General features: G+C 54.7%; 21 protein-coding genes. 15 read left to right on the forward strand and 6 right to left on the reverse strand.

Translation table 11 applies throughout. The annotated features are described in order from the left end of the window. The first annotated feature begins 242 nt into the window (after window positions 1-242). The gene (gene ndk / locus OSC10802_RS0109225; RefSeq protein ID WP_026098325.1) at window positions 243-692 is read left to right on the forward strand and encodes a nucleoside-diphosphate kinase; all 450 of its coding nucleotides are present in this window, start codon (window positions 243-245) and stop codon (window positions 690-692) included. A gap of 142 nt (window positions 693-834) precedes the next feature. On the opposite strand, the gene OSC10802_RS0109230 is transcribed toward ndk, so the two are convergent. Next, entirely contained in the window at window positions 835-1,560 is a 726-nt protein-coding gene (locus OSC10802_RS0109230) for a MeeY/MeeF family manganese export membrane protein (RefSeq protein WP_017716495.1), read from the reverse strand. Between the two features lie 274 nt (window positions 1,561-1,834). Between OSC10802_RS0109230 and psaM the strand changes: the two genes are divergently transcribed. Both psaM and OSC10802_RS52725 read left to right on the forward strand, forming a co-directional pair. Further along, window positions 1,835-1,930, forward strand: a complete 96-nt coding sequence (psaM, locus tag OSC10802_RS46060) for a photosystem I reaction center subunit XII (RefSeq protein ID WP_071593293.1) — start codon at window positions 1,835-1,837, stop codon at window positions 1,928-1,930. Window positions 1,931-2,124: 194 nt separating this feature from the next. Next, the gene (locus OSC10802_RS52725) at window positions 2,125-2,691 is read left to right on the forward strand and encodes a slr1601 family putative cell division protein (protein WP_017716496.1); all 567 of its coding nucleotides are present in this window, start codon (window positions 2,125-2,127) and stop codon (window positions 2,689-2,691) included. Window positions 2,692-2,696: 5 nt separating this feature from the next. Here OSC10802_RS52725 and OSC10802_RS0109240 read toward each other — a convergent pair whose 3' ends face one another. Beyond that, window positions 2,697-3,422 carry a tetratricopeptide repeat protein gene (locus tag OSC10802_RS0109240; RefSeq protein WP_017716497.1) on the reverse strand — a complete coding sequence of 242 codons (726 nt, stop codon included), beginning with the start codon at window positions 3,420-3,422 and terminating at the stop codon, window positions 2,697-2,699. Between the two features lie 341 nt (window positions 3,423-3,763). Next, complete coding sequence (gene ctpA, locus OSC10802_RS0109250; protein WP_017716499.1) at window positions 3,764-4,996, reverse strand: carboxyl-terminal processing protease CtpA; 1,233 nt, start codon at window positions 4,994-4,996, stop codon at window positions 3,764-3,766. Window positions 4,997-5,243: 247 nt separating this feature from the next. On the opposite strand from ctpA, the gene petB reads away from it, so the two are divergent. The 7 genes from petB (at window position 5,244) to OSC10802_RS0109285 (ending at window position 11,664) form a co-directional block, all read left to right on the forward strand. Continuing rightward, window positions 5,244-5,891 carry a cytochrome b6 gene (gene petB, locus OSC10802_RS0109255; protein ID WP_017716500.1) on the forward strand — a complete coding sequence of 216 codons (648 nt, stop codon included), beginning with the start codon at window positions 5,244-5,246 and terminating at the stop codon, window positions 5,889-5,891. 87 nt (window positions 5,892-5,978) lie between these two features. Next, entirely contained in the window at window positions 5,979-6,461 is a 483-nt protein-coding gene (petD, locus tag OSC10802_RS0109260; RefSeq protein WP_017716501.1) for a cytochrome b6-f complex subunit IV, read from the forward strand. 393 nt (window positions 6,462-6,854) lie between these two features. Further along, window positions 6,855-7,355 (forward strand): ATP-binding protein, encoded by a 501-nt coding sequence (locus tag OSC10802_RS0109265; RefSeq protein ID WP_017716502.1) that lies wholly within the window; start codon window positions 6,855-6,857, stop codon window positions 7,353-7,355. After that, the gene (locus OSC10802_RS0109270; protein ID WP_017716503.1) at window positions 7,352-8,479 is read left to right on the forward strand and encodes a glycosyltransferase; all 1,128 of its coding nucleotides are present in this window, start codon (window positions 7,352-7,354) and stop codon (window positions 8,477-8,479) included. The genes OSC10802_RS0109265 and OSC10802_RS0109270 overlap by 4 nt, the downstream gene beginning before the upstream one ends. Window positions 8,480-8,522: 43 nt before the next feature. Then, a complete protein-coding gene (locus OSC10802_RS0109275) occupies window positions 8,523-8,903 on the forward strand; it encodes a hypothetical protein (RefSeq protein ID WP_017716504.1) in 381 nt (126 codons plus the stop codon). A 160-nt stretch (window positions 8,904-9,063) separates the two neighbouring features. After that, window positions 9,064-9,474, forward strand: a complete 411-nt coding sequence (locus OSC10802_RS0109280; RefSeq protein ID WP_155967498.1) for a Z-ring associated ZapG family protein — start codon at window positions 9,064-9,066, stop codon at window positions 9,472-9,474. Between the two features lie 15 nt (window positions 9,475-9,489). After that, window positions 9,490-11,664 carry a pentapeptide repeat-containing protein gene (locus OSC10802_RS0109285; protein ID WP_026098328.1) on the forward strand — a complete coding sequence of 725 codons (2,175 nt, stop codon included), beginning with the start codon at window positions 9,490-9,492 and terminating at the stop codon, window positions 11,662-11,664. Here the strand turns inward: OSC10802_RS0109285 and OSC10802_RS49325 are convergent. Beyond that, window positions 11,628-11,771, reverse strand: coding sequence for a hypothetical protein (locus OSC10802_RS49325; RefSeq protein WP_155967500.1), 144 nt, complete (start codon window positions 11,769-11,771; stop codon window positions 11,628-11,630). The genes OSC10802_RS0109285 and OSC10802_RS49325 overlap by 37 nt on opposite strands. A gap of 563 nt (window positions 11,772-12,334) precedes the next feature. On the opposite strand from OSC10802_RS49325, the gene OSC10802_RS0109290 reads away from it, so the two are divergent. From OSC10802_RS0109290 to OSC10802_RS44150, 4 genes are all read left to right on the forward strand, one after another. Then, on the forward strand, window positions 12,335-12,841 hold the full coding sequence (locus OSC10802_RS0109290; protein WP_017716507.1) for a hypothetical protein: 507 nt from the start codon (window positions 12,335-12,337) through the stop codon (window positions 12,839-12,841). Between the two features lie 98 nt (window positions 12,842-12,939). After that, complete coding sequence (locus OSC10802_RS39355) at window positions 12,940-14,202, forward strand: ABC transporter ATP-binding protein (RefSeq protein WP_017716508.1); 1,263 nt, start codon at window positions 12,940-12,942, stop codon at window positions 14,200-14,202. A gap of 88 nt (window positions 14,203-14,290) precedes the next feature. Next, entirely contained in the window at window positions 14,291-15,088 is a 798-nt protein-coding gene (locus tag OSC10802_RS0109300) for a sulfotransferase domain-containing protein (RefSeq protein WP_198525085.1), read from the forward strand. A 461-nt stretch (window positions 15,089-15,549) separates the two neighbouring features. Continuing rightward, a complete protein-coding gene (locus OSC10802_RS44150) occupies window positions 15,550-16,764 on the forward strand; it encodes a calcium-binding protein (protein WP_017716511.1) in 1,215 nt (404 codons plus the stop codon). Here the strand turns inward: OSC10802_RS44150 and OSC10802_RS49330 are convergent. Further along, window positions 16,759-16,980: a hypothetical protein gene (locus tag OSC10802_RS49330; RefSeq protein ID WP_155967502.1), complete on the reverse strand. Its 222-nt coding sequence runs from the start codon at window positions 16,978-16,980 to the stop codon at window positions 16,759-16,761. The two genes, OSC10802_RS44150 and OSC10802_RS49330, sit on opposite strands and share 6 nt — an antisense overlap. Window positions 16,981-17,298: 318 nt before the next feature. On the opposite strand from OSC10802_RS49330, the gene OSC10802_RS39365 reads away from it, so the two are divergent. Continuing rightward, the gene (locus tag OSC10802_RS39365) at window positions 17,299-18,714 is read left to right on the forward strand and encodes a sulfotransferase (protein WP_017716513.1); all 1,416 of its coding nucleotides are present in this window, start codon (window positions 17,299-17,301) and stop codon (window positions 18,712-18,714) included. 217 nt (window positions 18,715-18,931) lie between these two features. On the opposite strand, the gene lepB is transcribed toward OSC10802_RS39365, so the two are convergent. Then, window positions 18,932-20,035, reverse strand: coding sequence for a signal peptidase I (gene lepB / locus OSC10802_RS0109330; protein WP_017716514.1), 1,104 nt, complete (start codon window positions 20,033-20,035; stop codon window positions 18,932-18,934). Window positions 20,036-20,040: the final 5 nt, after the last annotated feature.

The raw sequence follows: 20,040 nt of genomic DNA on the forward strand, positions 1-20,040 counted from the left end.
CCGTGCCGACATGATTTACGCTTGAATACTTTTCTTTTAACTCTTTATCTGTATAGCTCTGAAATTCAAATAATAATGAGCAATCAAAAGGTTAATATAGAATTAATAGTCTCTTGGCGCTCCTTCACGGCGGCGGTTCAAATAACACCAGATTTTTGTTCTCGCCGTCAGCGGCCCTCACTAGCAGCGACACTCCTAGCGTATGATTTTTGTGTGATTTGATGCAGTTCGAGGAGTTCGGTTTGGAAAGGACATTTTTAGCAATCAAGCCCGATGGCGTCCAGCGGGGGCTAGTCGGCGAGATTATCCGCCGTTTTGAAGCCAAAGGCTTTACCCTGGTGGGTTTAAAGCTGATGAAAGTCAGCCGGGAGCTGGCCGAGCAGCACTACGACGTCCACCGGGAGAAACAGTTTTTTGCCGGACTGGTTGATTTCATCACCTCTGGGCCACTGGTAGCGATGGTGTGGGAAGGAGAAGGCGTTGTTGCGTCCGCCAGAAAAATCATCGGTGCCACCAATCCCCTCACCTCCGAACCGGGCACCATTCGAGGAGACTACGGGATCAGTATTGGCCGCAACCTCATACATGGCTCTGACGCCATAGAAACCGCCAAACGGGAAATCAGCCTCTGGTTCAAAGAAGAGGAATTAGTCAGCTGGCAGCCCTCCCTCAGCAGCTGGATTTACGAATAGAGATAGAGGGAAGCGGTCACTGGCCAGTGACCGCTTCCCTCAGATTCGCTTGTATCGCTCTCACCCTCAGCGGAGCCAGCGGCAAAAATACAAAAACGATTCCAGCGGAATCGAGGCGTATGTCGCTTGAGACCGCTGAGGTTCAAGGCTTTTCTTCTGTAATGTCTTCAGCCTCACCGGCAGCTTCAGGGCTCTCCGGCTTCCGTTTGGAAAATCCCCAAATGAACAGCACGGCGATCGCCAAAATCATCACCGGCTCCGGCAGCAGCGATTCCCAATTGACAACCTTGAGCAGGAGCCGCAATCCCACCAAGGCCACCGTGATGTAGCCGGCATCTTCGAGATAGAGGTATTCATCTAGCCAGCGGATGAACAGCTCAGCCATAAACCGCAGGGTAATAATCCCCAGGGTAGCGCCGGTGAGGACGAGCCAGGTTTTGTCAGAAATGGCGATGGCGGTGGTGACGCTATCGAGAGAGAAGGCCAGATCCGTCAGAGCGATCGTGGGGATAGCTTGCCAGACGGTGGAAAACCTCGGACCGTGGTGTTCCCCCTCCTTCCCCTGATCCGAGGTAAAGTGCTCGAACGCCAGCCACAGCAGGTAGAGCGCACCCAGCAGTTCAAACTGCCAGAACTTAATCACCCAGGTAGCGGTGAGAATCAGAGCCATCCGCAGGGCAAACGCCACCAGCAAACCCAAGTTGAGCGCCTGACGCTGTAGCCTGTCATCTTCCAAGCCCTGGGAAATGGACGCCAGCGCGATGGCATTGTCAGCCGACAGCACCGCCTCTAGGGCCACCAAAATGACCAGCAGGAAAAAGGCGTCAGCACCGAAATTGGGGTAGAAGTCTGTAAATCGATCCAGCATTAAGGATTCTTTGAGCCTGAGAGTTGCGTGCCCGAGAGCGACAAGCGCGCCTGCCCAAACTGGGGCAGAGGACAAGTACCCTCACAAGCTTAACGTTAATCAGGGGAGTCTGCCGCACAGCCAAAGGGACAAAAGCCTGCTTCCCCCTGATTTCGGCGGGCCGGCTTGCCAGCAGCGCACGTTTTGTTTCATCTTGTAACAAGAGTATTCCACAAATCGGCAATTTAGTCGAAATTAGTGAACGAATACCCCTAACAACAGGAGCTGTTTAACCATGTCTCTATCCGACACTCAAGTCTTCGTCGCTCTCGTCATCGCCCTGATTCCTGGCTTCTTGGCCTTCCGCCTGGCCACAGAGCTGTACAAATAAAGCCGTTCCAGTGACGCAGGCGGGGAGCCTTTCAGGGCAATTGACTCCAAAGCTTCCAGGCAATTCGGTCGAGCGACTGTAAATTGCTGGCGAGCACCCGGGAGTCAAGGCTCCAGGGAGGCTCCCCTCGCCCTCTGTTGAAGTTCAACCAGCGCTCTAAAATTTAGGTATTCTCCCCTAGTGCGGTTTGACCGATGAGCGACTCCACTGCAGGCGTGCGCAGGGTGAGGTTTTTCTCGAACACCGTTGAAATCGCGGCTAAAAGCGCGGAAATTCAAGAGACCATGAATGCCACTGAACCCTCAAGACACCCTTTGCAACCTGCAGGACCGAGCCGGCGTGCCGATCGTCAGGACAAACGCCGCCAGCGCAGTCACCCTTACCGAGTCATGGCCTCTGAAACTACTGTCAAGCTGGCAGTCAATGCCGTGCTGTCCTTCGCAGCGGCTTCGGCGCTAGCGCAACTGTGGCCCTATTACCGCTCCGAGGTCGAGAAACTCCAGAAAATCCAAGCGGAAGTCAAACAGACCGAAGGGCGAGTCACGCAATTGCGCGAGGACTTCAGCCGCTCCTTCGATCCCCAACAAATGAAAAGGGTGATGCAGGAGCAGAGCCATCTGGTGGACCCCACGCAGCTGCCGGTTATTTTCCAGGAAAACCAGGCCCAAAGCGCGCCGGCACGCACCGGCGGGCGAGAGGAGGCTCAAGGAGCGCCGGTGCCGGCCAGCCGGCGAGAGGATTTTCAGGCTGAGGGGCGGTGAATTGATTAAGCGCTCAAAGGTTTGAGCAAGTCGCTCAGCCAAATTTCCACCCGAGCGAGCGCGCTGTTGTCCGCCGGCGCTTCCTGCAGCTGGCTTTTGGCCCGCCGGTAGTCGGCCACGGCGCAGTTCCACTCACCCATCAAGTGATAGGTGCGGCCTCGCTCCGCCCAGATGTGGCCCTTGAGGCTGCCCAGCCTCTCGGCGAAGTCAAAGTTATCAATCGCTCGCTCGTACAGTCCGAGCTCTCGCAAGGTAATGCCCCGGTTGAGCCAAGCCCGAACGTGCGCGGGGTTGAGGTCAATGGCCCTGTCATAGTTCAGCATGGCCGCCGGCAAATCGCCTCGGGCGGCGCAATAATTGGCCAGATTGTTGTAGGCGCTGGCCAATTGCGGGTTCAGCTGGATCGCCCTGGTGTAATCGGCGAAGGCTCTGTCAAGTTCCCCGCTCTGGAAATACATCAGTCCGCGATTGCTGTAATCGGCAGCACTGGCGGGATCTCGGGAAATCAGCCCAGTCAGGATCTCAATCGCTTCGCTGTACTGCCCCCGCTCGGCTTTGGCGCGGGACTGCCGGCGGAGCGCCACCACCTCGTCAGGCTCCACCGGGCTTTTGGCTTTCTCTGGCGAGGGGGAGGAGTCTAGCTGAGGTTGCTGAGCGCGCCGGCACGGAACAGTTCGGCGCTGCCGCTGCCCACTGCTGTCTTGACGGTCTGCAAAAAAGCGAGTCTTCATACTCAAAGTCCCCTATACCCTTTGAGCATTAGCTTACAAACTCCGGCAGCACCCCCGATGTGCCGGTGTGTCACTTGCACATGCGTATAGCGCCTGACTTGAAATTTGAGTGTTGAGAGTTGGGATTGGCGACGAGAGCGAAAATCCCGGCGTGCCAGACCGGCTGGGACTTTGGGAGTGTGGCGAGGCGGTCTTTCACACGTAAGCCGGCACTCCCAACTGTCCTGCCTGCTCGCAGACAGTTGCGCAACTGGAATAGGAGCCGGATGCGGGATAACAGCGCTTCTATTTGAGCTGTGAGACGCAGAAACCGGGTTTCTTGGAGAAACCCGGTTTCTGCATTAAGCCGCATCAGCCACTACGGACTCTTTGCTGAGCAACTCCACAGCGGCTTGATACTGCCGGTCAGCCTCCGTCGCCACCTGGCTGCGCCCCACCGGCTCCAAGGGCACCACCCGGTCTGGGACAATGCCTAACTTGTGGATGTCTCGGTGGTTTGGCGTCTCGTATTTAGCCACCGTTACCGCCAGCCCAGAGCCATCGGACAGGTCAAACAGGGACTGAATCAAGCCCTTGCCAAAGGTTTTTTCCCCCACCAGCAGCGCCCGCCCGTTATCTTGCAGGGCACCGGCGAGAATTTCACTGGCGCTGGCGGTTCCCTGATTGACCAAAACCGCCAGAGGGGCGTCAGTCAGCGCTTCGCCAAAGGCTTCAAAGCTGCCCAAAACCCTTTTCCGGTTGACGGTGTGAACGATTGTGCCAGTATCGATCCAGAGGCGGGCGATTTCAATGCCGGCTTGCAACAAACCGCCCGGATTGTTCCGCAGGTCGAGAATGTAGGCTTTCGCCCCCTCTCCCTGCAGACGGGAGATAGCGTGAGCCACTTCAGCGGTGGCGTTGGCATTGAACTGGCTGAGGCGAATGTAGCCAATCGGCGTGCCGCTTGAGGAAGTCTGCAGCTCGGCGTACACTGGATTGAGGGCAATCCGGTCCCGCTGCAGCTGAAATTTTAGCGGCTCGGCGCTCCCCTCTCGCCTCACCGTCAGGGTGACGCGACTGCCCGACGGACCCCGCATCCGTGCGGCAGCGGCGTCCAGAGAGAGGTTTTCTGTAGAAATGTCATCTATCTTGAGGATGATATCGCGCGGTTGCAGGCCCGCTCGGGCTGCCGGTGAGCCGTCAATCGGAGCCACCACTTGTATATAGTCGGTTTCCTCATCGAGGGCAATTTGCAGCCCGACGCCGGTCAGCTCCCCTGAGGTATTTAGCTGTAAACTGTTGTACTGGTCAGGTTTTAACAGTCGCGTGAAGGGATCGTCCAAGGTGGCTAGCATCTGGCCGATCGCCTCGTAAGTCGCCTCTCGATTTTTCAGCGGCTGCTTGACCAGCTTCTGGCGCACCTGCCACCAGTCCTGATGGTTGAACGTGTCGTCCACATAAGCGCGATTGACAATCCGCCACGCCTCCGACAGCAGTTGCTGTTCCTCTGTCAGGGCGCTTGCCGGTCTTGCCGGCCATCCCAAGCTTATCAGCAGTACCAGTAAAAGTCCGACCCAGAAAACTCGTTTGCGCATGAGACAAATATGATATGTGTGACGAGAAGCCACCGTCAAAGCCGCCGGTGGCCAAACCGCAATTGGGTGGCGGGCGTTACAATCCTTACCCCGCCAGGGTTCCAGGTGCGTTAAGCGCTGGGCAGTCAGTAACCTTCCTCAATCCCCCTATCGTTTTCGAGCAGTTGTGGCTTGGCTTTATGAAAACCTGTTTAGACTATGTTACATTCTTGATGAACAGCAATACATTTCTGGGAACGCTTGCTCTATGGCCAATGTCTACGACTGGTTTCAGGAGCGCTTAGAGATTCAGGCGCTTGCTGATGACGTATCTAGCAAGTACGTCCCCCCCCACGTCAACATCTTCTACTGCCTGGGCGGGATCACCCTCACTTGCTTTTTGATCCAGTTCGCCACTGGATTCGCCATGACCTTCTACTACAAGCCGACGGTGACGGAAGCCTTTACGTCAGTGCAGTACCTGATGACGGAGGTCAACTTCGGCTGGCTGATTCGCTCCATCCACCGCTGGTCTGCCAGCATGATGGTGCTGATGATGATCCTGCACGTTTTCCGGGTTTACCTCACCGGCGGTTTCAAAAAGCCCCGCGAGCTGACCTGGGTGACCGGCGTGATTTTGGCCGTGATTACCGTTTCCTTCGGCGTCACCGGCTACTCCCTGCCCTGGGACCAAGTGGGTTACTGGGCCGTGAAGATTGTTTCCGGTGTCCCTGAAGCCATTCCCGTGGTCGGTTCGCTGATTGTAGAACTCCTCCGTGGCGGTGCCAGCGTTGGGCAAGGCACTCTCACCCGCTACTACAGCCTGCACACTTTCGTGCTGCCTTGGCTGATTGCAGTGTTCATGCTGCTGCACTTCTTGATGATCCGCAAGCAAGGGATTTCCGGTCCCCTGTAAATTGCTAAGCAGTGAGCTGCTAGTGTTGAGCCGCTAACAGCTCACGGCCACTAATAAGCAAAACCTTTTAGGAGAACACGCAGAACTATGGCAACTCTGAAAAAGCCAGATTTGAGCGATCCCAAGCTGCGCGCCAAACTGGCAATGGGAATGGGCCACAACTATTACGGCGAACCGGCATGGCCCAATGACCTGCTCTATGTTTTCCCTGTGGTAATTTTGGGCACCATCGCCCTCTGTGTCGGTCTGGCGGTCCTCGATCCCGCAATGGTGGGCGAGCCGGCGGACCCCTTCGCCACTCCTCTGGAAATTCTGCCCGAGTGGTATTTGTGGCCAGTTTTCCAAATCCTGCGCATTCTCCCCAACAAACTGTTGGGGATCGCCTCTATGGCTGCGATTCCCCTGGGACTGATGCTCGTTCCCTTCATTGAGAACGTCAACAAGTTCCAAAACCCCTTCCGCCGTCCGGTGGCCACCGCTGTCTTCCTGTTTGGCACCCTGGTGACCCTCTGGCTGGGGATCGGCGCTATTTTCCCGATTGACAAATCCCTCACCTTAGGTCTGTTCTAAAAGACTGAAACGGGTTAAAATTTGACGCCTGTCAGGTTTCATAGAAGTGCGGGTGCGCTTCTGTTGAAACCCGAACAGGCGTCACTCCTTAATAGCTGGCTGTTTTTTCTTTAAAATAAGTTTATAAAAATTAACTGCACTATTACAGCGAATTCGCTATACTGAAAGTTGACCGACCCACTCCTGAAAATATATCTAGTGTATTCCGGCAGTTTTCCGCGAGGAACCTTTTCTATGTTCCTTTCGCTCCCCCTCTCCTCAAGAGGTGGCTAGCTGGGGTTAGGCGCTGAAAATTTTTTAGCCCCTAAACCCCTAGCCTACAGCCCCGAACCTCTCCGCCGGCGGCGCTGCTCAGCTAGCGTTTCTCAAGGAGCGTTCCTGCGCCACTAGCGGATGGAAAAATTCCCAGACTGCTGCACTAGCTCGCCCGAATCAATTATTGGCCTGTGCACGGAAATGTTGCAGCAAGAACATCTGACGGTTCAGAGCGATTTGGCTGCCCTAAGCCAGGTGCAAAAATGGTTTGAGAGATTCTTTCTCAAACACACCTCACAGCTTTTATGGTCAGAAGAAAAACTCTACTGTCTCAACTTAGCGCTAGCAGAAGGATTTACCAACGCCGTCCGCCACGCTCATCAAGAATTGCCACCGGCAACCCCCATCGAAATTGATGTGGCGCTGTGGGACGACCGGCTGGAAATTCGGATTTGGGATAGGGGAAACCCCTTCAATCCTGATTCCATAAAAGAGCCAGATCCGGGAACCCTCCAGTCCGGCGGGTATGGCTGGTTCTTGCTGCGGCGTTTGGCAGACCGAGTGGTTTACGAACGGTGTGAGAATGGCGGGAACTGCCTGGTGATTTTAAGTAAAATTTGCAATAACAGACAGCCTTGAAGCAGAAATTGAGCGCACCGGCAACCCCTGTCTTCGTTTTCTTAGAAATTTTTGCCCAAGAAGGCGGCATTCAATCTTATGTCAAGGATATTCTCAGGGCTTATCTGTCGGTGGGTTGCGGTCCTGCCGAGGTTTTCCTGCTGCGGGACAGTCCGGGATGCCCAAATCCCTTTAACACCGGCCTGCTAAAGTTTTACTACCTGAAAACCCTGCCCCCCTGGCTGGGACGCCTGCGGCTGGGAGCCGCCCTGCTCGGCTGTCTGCTGCGCCGGCGTCCGCAACGGGTTTTCTGCGGTCACGTCAAACTGGCACCGCTGGTACAGCTGCTGTGCCAGCCCTTAGCAATTCCTTACACGGTCCTCACTTACGGCAAAGAAGTGTGGGAGCCGCTAGCGCCTCCATACCAAAGGGCGCTAAAACTTGCAGACAGCATTTGGGCGATCAGTCGCTACAGCCGAGATATAGCCTGCTCTGCCAATAACCTAGACCGGCAAAAGTTCCAGATGTTACCCTGCGCGGTGAGTGGCGACATCTTCACCCCGGGCGAGAAAGACCCAACGTTGGTCGAGCGCTACAGTTTGGCCGGCTCCAAAGTGCTGATGACCGTAGCCCGCCTGTGGTCAGGAGATATCTATAAAGGTGTGGATGTGACGATTCGGGCGCTGCCACACATAGCACAAAAAATCCCAACTGTCAAGTATTTAGTGATTGGGCGGGGAGACGACCGGCCCAGGCTGGAGCGACTGGCCCAAGACTTAGGGGTAGGGGATCGGGTGGTATTTGCCGGCTTCGTGGGGGCAGAAGAGCTGCCGGCGCACTACCGGGTGGCGGACGCTTACGCCATGCCGTCCCAGGAAGGGTTTGGCATCGTCTATCTAGAGGCGATGGCAAGCGGGGTGCCGGTGCTCGCCGGGGACGCCGATGGCTCAGCAGACCCCTTGCAGGATGGCCGGCTGGGGTGGCGAGCGCCGCACCGCGACCCGGAAGCGGTAGCGGCGGCGTGTGTGGAAATGCTGGAGGGGAAAGACCGCCGGTGTTCGGGGGAGTGGTTGCGACAGGAAACCCTGACCCGGTTCGGTACGGATGCCTTCACCGAGAGAGTCAAACAACTCATAAATTTGTGATTAGCATGGAATTATATCCAACCGCGAGCGCCAGGAGATTCCCGTGAACCAGAACAGCTGGAAAAGTTTTCAATTCAACTTCTCTGACGCCGGCAACTGGCTGACTGCCTTGCTTGTCATCTGGTTGCTGGGCTCTATTGGCTTGGGCTGGCTGGTCAAGTCGATTTTGATTTTAATGGGGCTGGCTCTGATTGCGCCGGCGCTGGCATTTTTTGGGGTGCGCTGGTGGTTGAGCCGCAACCTGATTGAAGACCAGTGTCCCGTCTGCAGCTACGAAATCGCCGCCTTGAACAAGACGCAACTGCAGTGCCCCAGCTGCGGCGAACCGCTCCAGGTGGAACAGGGTCATTTGCAGCGCCTGACACCTCCCGGCACCATTGATGTCAAGGCGATTGAGGTGTCAGCGCCCCAACTAGAGGACTAGCCAGCAGCTAAAATACTCTGGTGCTGATTGGTGAAATCCGCCGAGCGCTCGGGGGGCTGATTCCAGTCAAACAGTCCCGGTTCCCAAACGGGTCAAGTGACTGCGGCGAGGGGAGCCACACGCGAGGCTGTTTTTCTTCTATAGTAGAGTCGCTACGACCGTGCGACTTGCTGGCACGTGGGTGCTGGTTGAGCGTTTGTGGTTGGATCGGGTCGCATCCGCTATCTGCCTGGAATTTTACAGCATGAACCCTGAAGAGCAGCGACGCCTAGAGCGTCAACTGGAAAACCTGGAAGCTGAACTCAATCAGCAAACACCCCTGCAGCCCCATTTTGACAGAACTGAATCGATGCAGTCCCTGTACAGTCAATTTACCGTCTGGTATCGAGGACTCGCCCCAGCCGGCCAAGTGGCAGTCATTGTGGGCGGTGCACTGATCGGCCTGTCACTGGCAAGTACAGTAGTGAAGCTTATTTCCCTAGCTTTCAATCTGGCTGTCCTGGGAGCCCTCGTGTATGTAGCGTACAAATTCTTCCTAGCTCCCCAGGCCCCTAACAGTAACGACTCGTGACGGTGAAAGATACCGATGACTAGCCCAACCGCGTCTAGAGGCTTTCGTCCCTTCAAACAGGTGTTTCAGGTTCACTCCCACCCCCTCTCACTTCTGGCCAGACGCTGCGGTGCCTGGGCAGCAGAAGTTTCTCTGATTGTAGCCAGTGCGCTGGTTCCTTACAGCATCGGTCTGTACACTCAATCCCACCTGTTTGGCAAACAAGTTACCCTCAACCCGCTGCTGGCGGTGGCGGAGGAGGCGTTCGCCAAAACCTTCTCCCTTCCCGTGCGGGCGCGTCCGCGACAGGTGGGGCCGCTGACCAATTTGTTTTGGTCTGGGGCGCTGGTGATGCCGGTGCTGGCAGCCGGCTGGCAAATCTACCTGCTGGGAAAAACCGGCAGGACCCTTCCCAAGGCCCTGTTCGGGCTGCAAGTGGTGACAGCGACCGGCGCTGCTCCGGGTTTGAGACGAGCCTTGCTGCGCGAGGGAGTAGGGCGCACCGGACTTCCCCTGGGACTGGCGTACCTGGTGTGGCGCTACAGTGGGGCGGTGCCGGACTTGGGAATTCTCACTGGACTGGCCGGTTTGATACTGCTGGCAGACAGCTGTGCTGTGTGGTTTGATGCCAAGGGCCGAACCCTGCACGACCGCTTGGCGGGAACGTTTGCTGTCGATACCTTGGAAAGTATTCCCAAGTTCAAACGGTTTGACGCTCCCCGGCTAGGGCGCTCGACCGTGCGCGACAGTTTTAGCGCTTCGGATGAGGATGCGGAGATCGCCGCCCTAGTCCTGACCCCGGAAGACAGCCGGTGGCCGAAACCGGGACTTTTGTACTGGATTCGCCAAAACCCGGGCCTGACGCTGGTAACAGTCACGGTGGCCGGGGTGAGTGCGGTGCTGGCCACCTTTGCCGGCACGCAAATTTACATTCAAAGTCAGGTGAACTGGCGTCAGGTGCAGCAGCTCGACAGTGAGAAGCTGCTGGCACTGGTGAGCAAGTTCGCCCCGGACGAGCGGCGGGGAGCGATTTTGGCCCTGGGCAGCATCGAACACCCGGAAGCGGCGACTCAGCTGCTGGCGGACATGCTCAGCTTGGAAACTGAGCCAAAGCTGATGGATGCGATTGGGCAAGCTTTGCTGAGCACCGGCCCAAAGGCCCTGCCCTACTTGCAGCGGCTGAACCAGTCTCTGAAAAATGACCAGGACTCCCTGCGCTATGGGGGCTCCAAGGAAGAGCAAAACTTGATTGCCCAGCGACTGCGAACGACCCAGCGCACGATCGCCAAAATTCTCACTCTCTACAACGAGCAAATTGGCGGTGCCGATCTCAGCCGCCTAGACCTCGGCCAAACCGCCTCTGGCCCTGGCCAGTTCACGCTGGTGCTGGACTACGCGGACCTGTCAGGAATTCAGCTGAGAGGCTCTATCCTCAGCGGAGCCAGCTTTCGGGAGAGCCGCTTCTACCATCCTGGTGAGGACGGCCTTTTTGGCACGTTCGACGACCGGATTGCGGACCTGAGCGGCGCTGAGCTGAAACAGGCGAACTTCAACGACGCCACACTTGCCCTGGCGCTGATGAATCGGGCTAACCTGATGCGAGCTGAGCTGAATAAGGCGAATTTGTTCCGCGCCCGCTTGAGTGGCGCGAATCTCAGCAGCGCTCAGCTGCTGGGAGCGGATCTGCGCCAAGCTGCGCTCAGCGATGCCAGCTTGACGGGCGCTCAGTTAGGGGAGGCTAAGCTGGCAGGGGCTAACCTGCAGGGGGCTCGCCTCGGGCAGGTGACGGCGAAAGGGGCTTCCTTCCAAGCTGCGAATTTAAGCCAGTCGGAATGGCTTGGGGCGGACTTGTCGGGAGCGGATTTCAGTGGCAGCAACCTGCAAAATTCTGACCTGTCTTCGGCGCGACTCGCCGGTGCCAATCTCAGCGGTGCCGGGCTGGAGCGCGCCAGCTTGCGGAACGCGGATCTGGTGGGGGCGGATTTGCGGGGAGCTCATTTGGCAGGGGCAGATTTTCAGGGCGCGACCTTTGTGGAGGTCAAGCCGGCTAAATCGGATCAATTTATTCAACTGCCGCCCGCCGCGCCTTCTACCGGCCTGAAGGGGGTTGACTTTTCATTCGCCAAAAATTTAAACGCCCAGCAAATTTCCTATATCTGCGCTCAGGGTGGGCTTCATCCCAAATGTCCCGCGCCCAATCCCTCTCCCTGATTGATGACGAGAGCCAAAATTAAGTGCCGGTTGCCAGCTGCAGGGTGCGTTAATAACGCACCCTGCTGGTTTTTTGGCACTGCCGGTGAAATTATAGCAGTATGCACTTAGGTTAGTACATGGGCATTGGGCATCATCGCATTGGGCATTGGGCATCACGCAAAAGCTGTGAGTCTTTCCCATGCGCATGAGCCCGATGCGCATGAGCCCCTTAAGCCATGTCATTAATGTCTTAACCAATATGACTGCTGCTATAGCAGTATGCACTTAGGTTAGGACATTAGACCTTCGGGGGGGCGGGACGCCTGCCCTACGTCTATATAGCAGCAGGCATTTAGGGAACCTACATTCCGGCCTCCCTTGCTCCAGAGCTCCCGAAGGTTCTATTGTTCTAACCAATATGACTGCTGCTATAAAAGGACAGGCGAGACGCCCCGACTGCGGCCCCAAGCACCGGCAGAAGGGTTCCGCCTGAGGTATTATTTAGAAAGTTATTAAACGTAAATAATAGGATAGACGTTTGTGTGAATAAGGTGTAGCCTTTAGCTCACACTGAGTGATAGCTGCTGCTTGGTGGGAATTCGGCAGGCGAGCTGACGATCGCGATTAAGATAAGATAAACCAGCAAAAGAGAGTTTTGCGCAACACCTGCAGCGTGAGGAGTAGGGAAATGGAACGTCTCAAGAGTTTTTTGCCGGCAGTGGGGCTAGTCGCACTGGGCACCGCCTGTCTGGCATCCGCCGCCCCACCAGCATGCGCTCAAGCTGCTTATGGGAGCTATGTGGGGGTTGGGGGGGGGTTTGGTGTCATTAGCAGGGACGGCGAGCGCCAAAGTTCCGCTCTGATTGCTATCCGCTACAAGGTGCTGGAAGTTCCGATTTCCCTGCGCGCTCAAGCTTTCCTGATGGGGGAGGGGGTGGCACTGGTGCCGACGGTTTCTTATGATATTCCCCTCAACTGGCAGACGGATACTTATGTGGGGGCGGGAGTTTCTTTTGCCGGCGGGGAGACGCCGGTGGGGAACAAAACCGGCTTTGCCATTCAACCGGGGATTGATTACTCGCTCCCCAACAGCCGGTTAGTTGTGTTTGGGAATGCTATCATTGCTTTCGACGCCTACCGCGAACAGGGAGGAACCGCGTTTTCCCTGCAAGGGGGTGTGGGTTTGAGGTTTTAGAAGAAACCGGGTTTCTTGAAGGAACCCGGTTTCCGCACACTCGCTCGATCAGTGATAACAAACTCAGTCGCAGGCAGTAAGCCGTTCCATGAGTGAACATGAGTGAAATAGCAATTGGGGTCAAAAATGTCTCGAAGTGCTTTAATCGGTACGCTCGTCCCCTGAATCGGTTAAAAGAGGTTTTGCTGCCAGGGCGAAGCTATGCCGAAGAGTTTTGGGCGCTGCGAGACATTAACCTGGAAGTGCCGGCGGGCAAAACTGTGGGGGTTATCGGGCGCAATGGCTCGGGTAAGAGTACGCTGCTGCAAATTATTGCCGGCACCATGACTCCAACTTCAGGGAGCGTTGAGGTGAGTGGCAGGATCGGGGCGCTGCTGGAACTGGGCAGCGGATTTAACCCGGAATTCACGGGGAGAGAAAATGTCTTTCTCAATGGAGCAATTCTGGGGTTGAGTCAGGAAGAGATGGCGCAGCGGTTTGAGGCAATTGCTGAGTTTGCGGATATTGGGCAGTTTATCGACCAGCCGGTGAAAACCTATTCCAGCGGGATGATGATGCGGCTGGCATTTGCCGTATCGGTGAATGTGGAGCCGGAGATTTTAATTATCGACGAGGCGCTCGCTGTGGGGGACGCTGCGTTCCAATTTAAATGCTTTGAGAGGTTGGAGCGCCTCACCCAGTCGGGAGTGACCACCTTATTTGTCTCTCACGAGATTGGCACAGTGAAGGCTTTTTGCGAACAGGTGCTGTATCTGGAAAGCGGGACGGCCAGGGCGTTTGGGCCGGCTGATGAAATCGCTGAGCTATATTTAATGGAGCTGCGCGACCGGCAGAAGCGCTCTCTATCTGGCAGTGCGCCGGTGAGAGCAAAAGAGTCCATTGGCGGGGATAGGGGAATTGCTTTCGGTACGGATGAGGGGCGCATCATTCGCGCCGAATTTGGGGATACCGGCAGCTTGCGCTCGGCTTATAATACGGGAGATCCGATAACAGTAAGAGCGGAAGTTGAGTTTGTCAATACCCTGAAATACCCTACCCTGTGCCTGATTGTCCAAAACCGGCAGTTGCTGCCCATTGGCGGGCAGTTCCTGAAATTGGCCCAGCCGGAGACTGAAAAAATATCGCGCTGTTGCGCTGTCTTTTCCTTCCGCGCTCGTTTAACAGAAGGGACTTACTTTCTAACCTTTAGATTGGAAGACCGCCAGTCTGACAGCCACTTTTTTGTCGTGGACAAGCAGGTCGCTGTCCTGTCTTTTGAAGTTTTAAAAGCCAGTTCGAGAGAATTTTTAGGAATGGTAGATTTGGGGATAAAATGCGGGGAAGAAAAGGAATTGACCTCCTCGAACGCGGGAGTGTCCTGATTTTGCAATCGGGCCTGCGATTAAAACTGGCTGCGACAGAGAAAGCCCGCGCTGAGTGGATGTAGAGAACCGGCTTTTAGCAATGTTTATGCAAATTTGTCCGAGAACTGTGGCGATTACTTTACCGAAATCAGGGACGCACTTGCTGGCGAAGGCTCTCGATGAGTTGGGATTGGTTCGGAGGCTGGCTGCTGACCGGAATCTGACTGAAAATGTAACGGATGATAGAGATGCGATCTGGTTGGGTGTGGGGAGCCCGCAAAAGAAATCTTACTGGGAAGTTTACAAGTGCTTTGCAACTGTAAGTTGCGGAGAATATGCGGTAGCCCATCTCCCCCATTCGGAAGCGGCTGTCAGGCTGTTGAGCGAACTGGAGTTTTTCAAAATCATTCTCATACGCGACCCGCGAGATGTTGCCGTTTCTCTCTGCCATTTCGCTTGCCTTCCGGTTCATCCTTTATGCGAATACTATAGAAGTTTGCCGACTCAGGATGCTAGACTAATAGCATCTATTGAAGGGGTGGGCTGGGAAAACTACCCTTTACTGAATATGGGCGAACGGCTGGCTCATATTTTGCCCTGGCTGCGCGAGCCAAACTGCTTAGTAGTGCGCTTTGAGGACTTAGTAGGTGAAGCGGGTGGGGGAAGCCTCTCCCGACAAGAAGCGGCGCTCGGAGAGATTAGCGATTGTTTGAATTTGCGACTCAGCCGGCAGGAGATTGTGGCTGTGGCTAGCCGCGTTTTTGACCGAGCTAGCGCTACTTTCAGGAAGGGTGAGATTGGGGAGTGGAAAAAGTCTTTCAAACCGGCACACGTTGAAAGCTTTAAGAAGATTGCCGGTGAGCAACTTATTCAACTGGGTTACGAGAGGAATTTGGATTGGTAGCTATGCGCTCCCTATTTTGGATTTTAGATTTTGGATTTTGGATTGAAAATCCAGAGAGAAAGGGGGCGGCGTGGGGAAAAAATACTATCTATCTCAACTTGGTGTGAGGCGGAGTCTGCGATTGTGGGAGCGAGAAGTTGGTCTTCACTTAGATTAGGACACAAAGGACAGGCGGGACGCCTGTCCTACGCCTTATATTCATATTACAGGCGTAGGGCAGGCGTTTCCTCCAACCTGAAGCTCGAATGTCCTAACCTTAATGGCTAGCGCAAGAGAAACCCGGTTTCTTAAAGAAACCGGGTTTCTCAGTACCTCACAAAGGATGAAAAACGCTATAATTGTGGGCAATTGCCACCGGCAGGGAGCGAGCGGGAATCCTCAGAGACATAAAGGTTCCGTTTGTGGGCAAAGGAAGACGAGCGTGGTAGAATGTATAAAGGCACGCTTACAGAGACAGATAAATGGCTACAGTTTCTAAGGTACTGGACATAAATCCAGCGGGTAACTCAGGGTACTATGAGGGGAGAAATACTGGATTCGATGACTATCTCCTGGCGGGACTAGCACCCAATCAGCCGGTAAAGATTACCGCAGTGTCTAATGCATTCGATACGGTGATCCAAGTCTTTAGGGCAGATGCTGTTGGCAACGTTATAGGGACACCGGTCGCGCTGAACGACGATAAGGTTCTGGGGATTAACCTCAACTCTGAAACGACTTTTACTCCAGAAGTTGGCGCTAGCTACATAGTGCGCGTCAGCAGTATTAACCTCTTAGGGGGAAACTATGATGTTAGCGCCTTGCAAAATGGGGGAGCGCCAGCCCTGAATTATGTCACTGCTGGCTTGGAAGCGGGAGGCGACAGTCCGCTTGTGGCGGTCAGCACGCCTCAACCCCTAGCGGCAGAACCTGTGGAACCGAATCCATTCGATCCTTTTAGTCTGCTGCTCGGAGATGGGGTGATGGGTTTCAGTTTATCTGATGCGGCTGACAGTCTGGCTCTGAGCAATTTTCCCGACGCTGCTAGCGCTAGTTACATTTTTGCTTGGAATGGGGATGATAATGTACTGGGCACGGCACGCATTGAGAACATCAACGGGAATAAAGGGAATGATACCATCGACGGGGCTGCCGGTGGGGACATCCTGCGGGGCGGGAAAGACTCCGACAACCTTTTTGGCAACTCCGACTCCGACGTTCTGAACGGCAATAACGGGAACGATACGGTGGATGGAGGCACGGGGAGTGATATCGTGCGGGGCGGGAAAGAAAACGACCTCCTTATCGGTGGGGACGGCGACGACCTTCTGATTGGCGACTACGGTCAAGATAGCCTGATCGGCGGTGCCGGTCGGGATATGTTTGTATTCCGAACGGATGGCAGCAATCCCACCTTGAAACACACCTCGGCGAATGTCTCTCAGGTAGATATTATCCGCGACTTCATCATTGGTGAGGATACAATTGGACTCACGGGGCTAGCCTTCACAGACCTTTCCTTGGAGGCGATTCAGCTGTTGGTCAATGGCGGTGCTGCAGTTCCTTCCACTGCTATCAAAATCAACAGCACTGGCGAGTATTTGGGCGTCGTGGAAAATATAACTCCAGACCTGCTCAAAAATCCAGCCCTGTTCGACAGCAGTATCAGTAGCAATCCCAGCTACCTGCAATCATAGTGCCGCTGCAAAAACAGTGGGCAGACCGGCAGCTTCGTCGCAAAAAGCCGGTGCCTCCGGAATTGGCAAATCTCCAGGACCCACCCGCAGTGCTAGCGGGGGGCTTTTGCTGTCCGCAGTCGCCGGCACCGCTTTTGGCCGGTTCGCCCTTCGGTGCCGGCGGGCTGTTGCCCCTCCCACAAATGGACAGGCGGAGGGAGGAGTTAGCTCCCACAAGGGAACGCTGGCAGGGGTTGCAAAGCTTCGCCACGCCGCGCGGCCACCGGGACATGGCCTATTCTGGAAGAGGACTTGCGCTTCGGAGGCGCGCCGGTGCCTCCCGCCCCCACCCCGCCCCCAACGCCCCTCTATCCAGGGAGGGCCGGCGGTGCTCCCCGCTAGAGGGTGCAGTGCGGTTAAAATAGGTAAGCTCCATCTCCCAAAAAAACCCTGAGATTTTTTTCAGGAGTTTATAGCCTATAACCATTACACTGTCGTCGGTTGTGGCTTTGCTGCACCCTTGAAATGCCCTACTACTTAGATTCACGCAACCTTATGGAGACTCCTGAGATTCAAAAATCCACTTTTATCGTCACCGGCATGCATCGTTCCGGCACCTCTCTGATAGCTTCTTTACTTCAGAGTGCGGGAGTGGATCTGGGTCAAAGGCTCATGCAACCAAGCCACGGCAACGTTAAGGGTCACTTTGAAGATATCGATTTTGTTGAGTTCCATGAAAGTGTCCTGCGCTCTCAGGGAATCAGTAAAGCCGGCTGGACTTTTGCCCCCCAGATTCAGGTTCAAGAACAGTATTTAGAAACAGCTAAACTAATTCTGAGGGAACGATATGGCAAAGCCATTTGGGGATGGAAAGATCCGCGAACCACTCTCTTCTTAAAATTTTGGTATCAATTCCTGCCGGAAGCGAAATTTATCCTCATCTATCGCTCCCCTTGGGAAGTAGTGGACTCCCTGTACCGCCGTGGTTATGTAGATGATAGTGTTTTTTATTCCAACCCTAACTTCGCTCTCAAGCTGTGGGGCCACTACAGCCGAATATTATTAGATTTTTACAGTCATTTTCCGGAGCAGTGCCTGCTACTTAATCTTTACAGCATCACGGAGAATCCTATTTTTTTAGTAAAAGCGATAGAGGAAAAGTTGGGAGTGCACTTAAAGCTGCCGGCGCAAGATATCTATGACGCTTCGTTACTGCACAGTGAAGTTTCAAGCTCTCACCGGCCCGCCCTAATCAAGCATTATTTCCCTGAAGCGTTTGAGCTGTACGAGGAACTCAACTCCAGGGCGTGGTCGCTCAATGGACTGTCCACCTTTCCTTTTTCTAGCGCAGCGCAGCTTCCCCCCTATGTGGTGTGGGCGCTGCAAGACTGGCTCGACGTGCGCCGGTGGGAAAAGCAGGCGTCAAACTTGCAGTCGGAGGGCGAGCAATCCCAGTCCCAACTGCAGCAAACTCAGGCGCAACTGGAACACTTCCAGTCCCAACTGCAGCAAACTCAGGCGCAACTGGAACACTTCCAGTCCCAATTGCAGCAAACTCAGGCGAAATTGGAACACTCCCAGTCCCAACTGCAGCAAACTCAAGCGAAATTGGAACACTCCCAGTCCCAACTGCAGCAAACTCAAGCGAAATTGGAACACTCCCAGTCCCAACTGCAGCAAACTCAAGCGAAATTGGAACACTCCCAGTCCCAACTGCAGCAAACTCAGGCGCAACTGGCGCAATCCCAGTCCCAACTAGAGCAAACTCAGGCGCAACTGGCGCAATCCCAGTCCCAACTAGAGCAAACTCAGGCGCAACTAGAACACTCCCAGTCCCAACTAGAGCAAACTCAGGCGGAACTGGCGCGTTCGCAATCTGTTATTGCCGCTGTGCAGACGAGTAAATTCTGGAAATTGCGGACACAGTGGTTCAATTTTAAAAAGTTTGTGGGGTTGGTCAATGATGTCTGAGCCCAAATTGACTAATATAGCGGTTTTCATCTGAGTGAGGTACTGAGAAACCCGGTTTCTTTAAGAAACCGGGTTTCTGGCATGTACTTCATCCCACTGAAAACTGCTCTAATTAACCCTAATTGCTCCCGAAGGAGGCAGAGCCTCCAAAGCGGCGTTCCCAGGCGGGAGCCTGGAAACGAGAGTAATATTATGCAAATTATAAGCCTATTCGATGCTAGCGCAGAGCGCCTATCCGTGCCGGTGGCCAATAAATTTTATACGCTTTGCCGACAATATTGCCTGCCGGCAGGAACCCCCAAACGTGGGAGTCAAAGCTGTCGTTGCGATTGTCTCCGAGAACAAAATAGCTGCCGGGTGGCACTGTTGCCGGACCCCACTCATACACAGGAGGCAGGGCAATATAGTTTTCTTCCAGAGGTTTGCCACTCACATAAACGCGCCCGTTGCTGACTTGAACCACTTCCCCCGGTTTGCCAATCACTCGCTTGACGAAAAGCGTGCCAGCAACTACATTTTCTGTTGGCACTGTATAGGGAAACTTAAAGACGATCGTGTCGCCTGTTTCGGGAAGGTAATGGCTGTTTTTGGACACCAATATTCCGTCTCCGATCTGCAGCGCCGGCACCATTGAGGTGCTGGGGATGTTAAATCTTTCCACTCGCTGTTCTACCCACACCGGCAAATAGGCTGCCGCCAGTCTCAGGGCAACAATTGCCCCGACTATCCCACTAATCAGCAGCTTCGACTTTCCCTGAGGCTTTGGGGCGGCAACATAGGCGTGGTAAGCAGCAAGAGCGTACAGTGCCGGCGGACAGACTAGCAAAGGCGAGAACAGCGCCGACAGATTTGCTGCCACAATTATCCCCGATAAAAAAAGAAAACCAGGCAGTAATTCCTCTAGATATAAATGACCTAAGCCAGGCAATATCTGGGACAAGAATACAGCCTGCCAAGGGTCTTTATTGAAGGATGAAGGAGAAAGGCTGAAGGAGGAGTGAGCCTGTTTTTTGGGGGCAAGTGTGGCTTTAGGTTGCTGGGGGGTTTGTTTTTTGACGGATTGGTGAGCGTCAAAAAGATTGAGGACATAAACCCCCGCAGCCAGCGCTAAAAAGCTCAGGCCGGTCACTGTATTGCCGGTGGGACTGAATACTGACCAGGCGGCAATTGCGAGCAGGAGAATTTGACTGGCGGTAAAAATTATCCCTTTCCTCAGTCTGCCGGCATAGATTTGCCCGATGCCAGGAAACAATAGGGATAAATTAACGGCCACCCAAGGTTCTTTATTGCGGCGTTTGACCGGCTGCTGTGAGTTCAGCAAAAAAC

This window comes from Kamptonema formosum PCC 10802 (assembly GCF_000332335.1).
Classification (GTDB): domain Bacteria; phylum Cyanobacteriota; class Cyanobacteriia; order Cyanobacteriales; family Oscillatoriaceae; genus Oscillatoria.

Bases quoted from the DNA above. Each gene is read 5' to 3' on its own strand.
- OSC10802_RS0109230 (WP_017716495.1), bottom strand. From the start codon at position 1,560: ATGCTGGATCGATTTACAGACTTCTACCCCAATTTCGGTGCTGACGCC.
- psaM (WP_071593293.1), top strand. From the start codon at position 1,835: ATGTCTCTATCCGACACTCAAGTCTTCGTCGCTCTCGTCATCGCCCTG.
- OSC10802_RS52725 (WP_017716496.1), top strand. From the start codon at position 2,125: ATGAGCGACTCCACTGCAGGCGTGCGCAGGGTGAGGTTTTTCTCGAAC.
- OSC10802_RS0109240 (WP_017716497.1), bottom strand. From the start codon at position 3,422: ATGAAGACTCGCTTTTTTGCAGACCGTCAAGACAGCAGTGGGCAGCGG.
- ctpA (WP_017716499.1), bottom strand. From the start codon at position 4,996: ATGCGCAAACGAGTTTTCTGGGTCGGACTTTTACTGGTACTGCTGATA.
- petB (WP_017716500.1), top strand. From the start codon at position 5,244: ATGGCCAATGTCTACGACTGGTTTCAGGAGCGCTTAGAGATTCAGGCG.
- petD (WP_017716501.1), top strand. From the start codon at position 5,979: ATGGCAACTCTGAAAAAGCCAGATTTGAGCGATCCCAAGCTGCGCGCC.
- OSC10802_RS0109265 (WP_017716502.1), top strand. From the start codon at position 6,855: ATGGAAAAATTCCCAGACTGCTGCACTAGCTCGCCCGAATCAATTATT.
- OSC10802_RS0109285 (WP_026098328.1), top strand. From the start codon at position 9,490: ATGACTAGCCCAACCGCGTCTAGAGGCTTTCGTCCCTTCAAACAGGTG.
- OSC10802_RS0109290 (WP_017716507.1), top strand. From the start codon at position 12,335: ATGGAACGTCTCAAGAGTTTTTTGCCGGCAGTGGGGCTAGTCGCACTG.
- OSC10802_RS39355 (WP_017716508.1), top strand. From the start codon at position 12,940: ATGAGTGAAATAGCAATTGGGGTCAAAAATGTCTCGAAGTGCTTTAAT.
- OSC10802_RS0109300 (WP_198525085.1), top strand. From the start codon at position 14,291: ATGCAAATTTGTCCGAGAACTGTGGCGATTACTTTACCGAAATCAGGG.
- OSC10802_RS44150 (WP_017716511.1), top strand. From the start codon at position 15,550: ATGGCTACAGTTTCTAAGGTACTGGACATAAATCCAGCGGGTAACTCA.
- OSC10802_RS39365 (WP_017716513.1), top strand. From the start codon at position 17,299: ATGGAGACTCCTGAGATTCAAAAATCCACTTTTATCGTCACCGGCATG.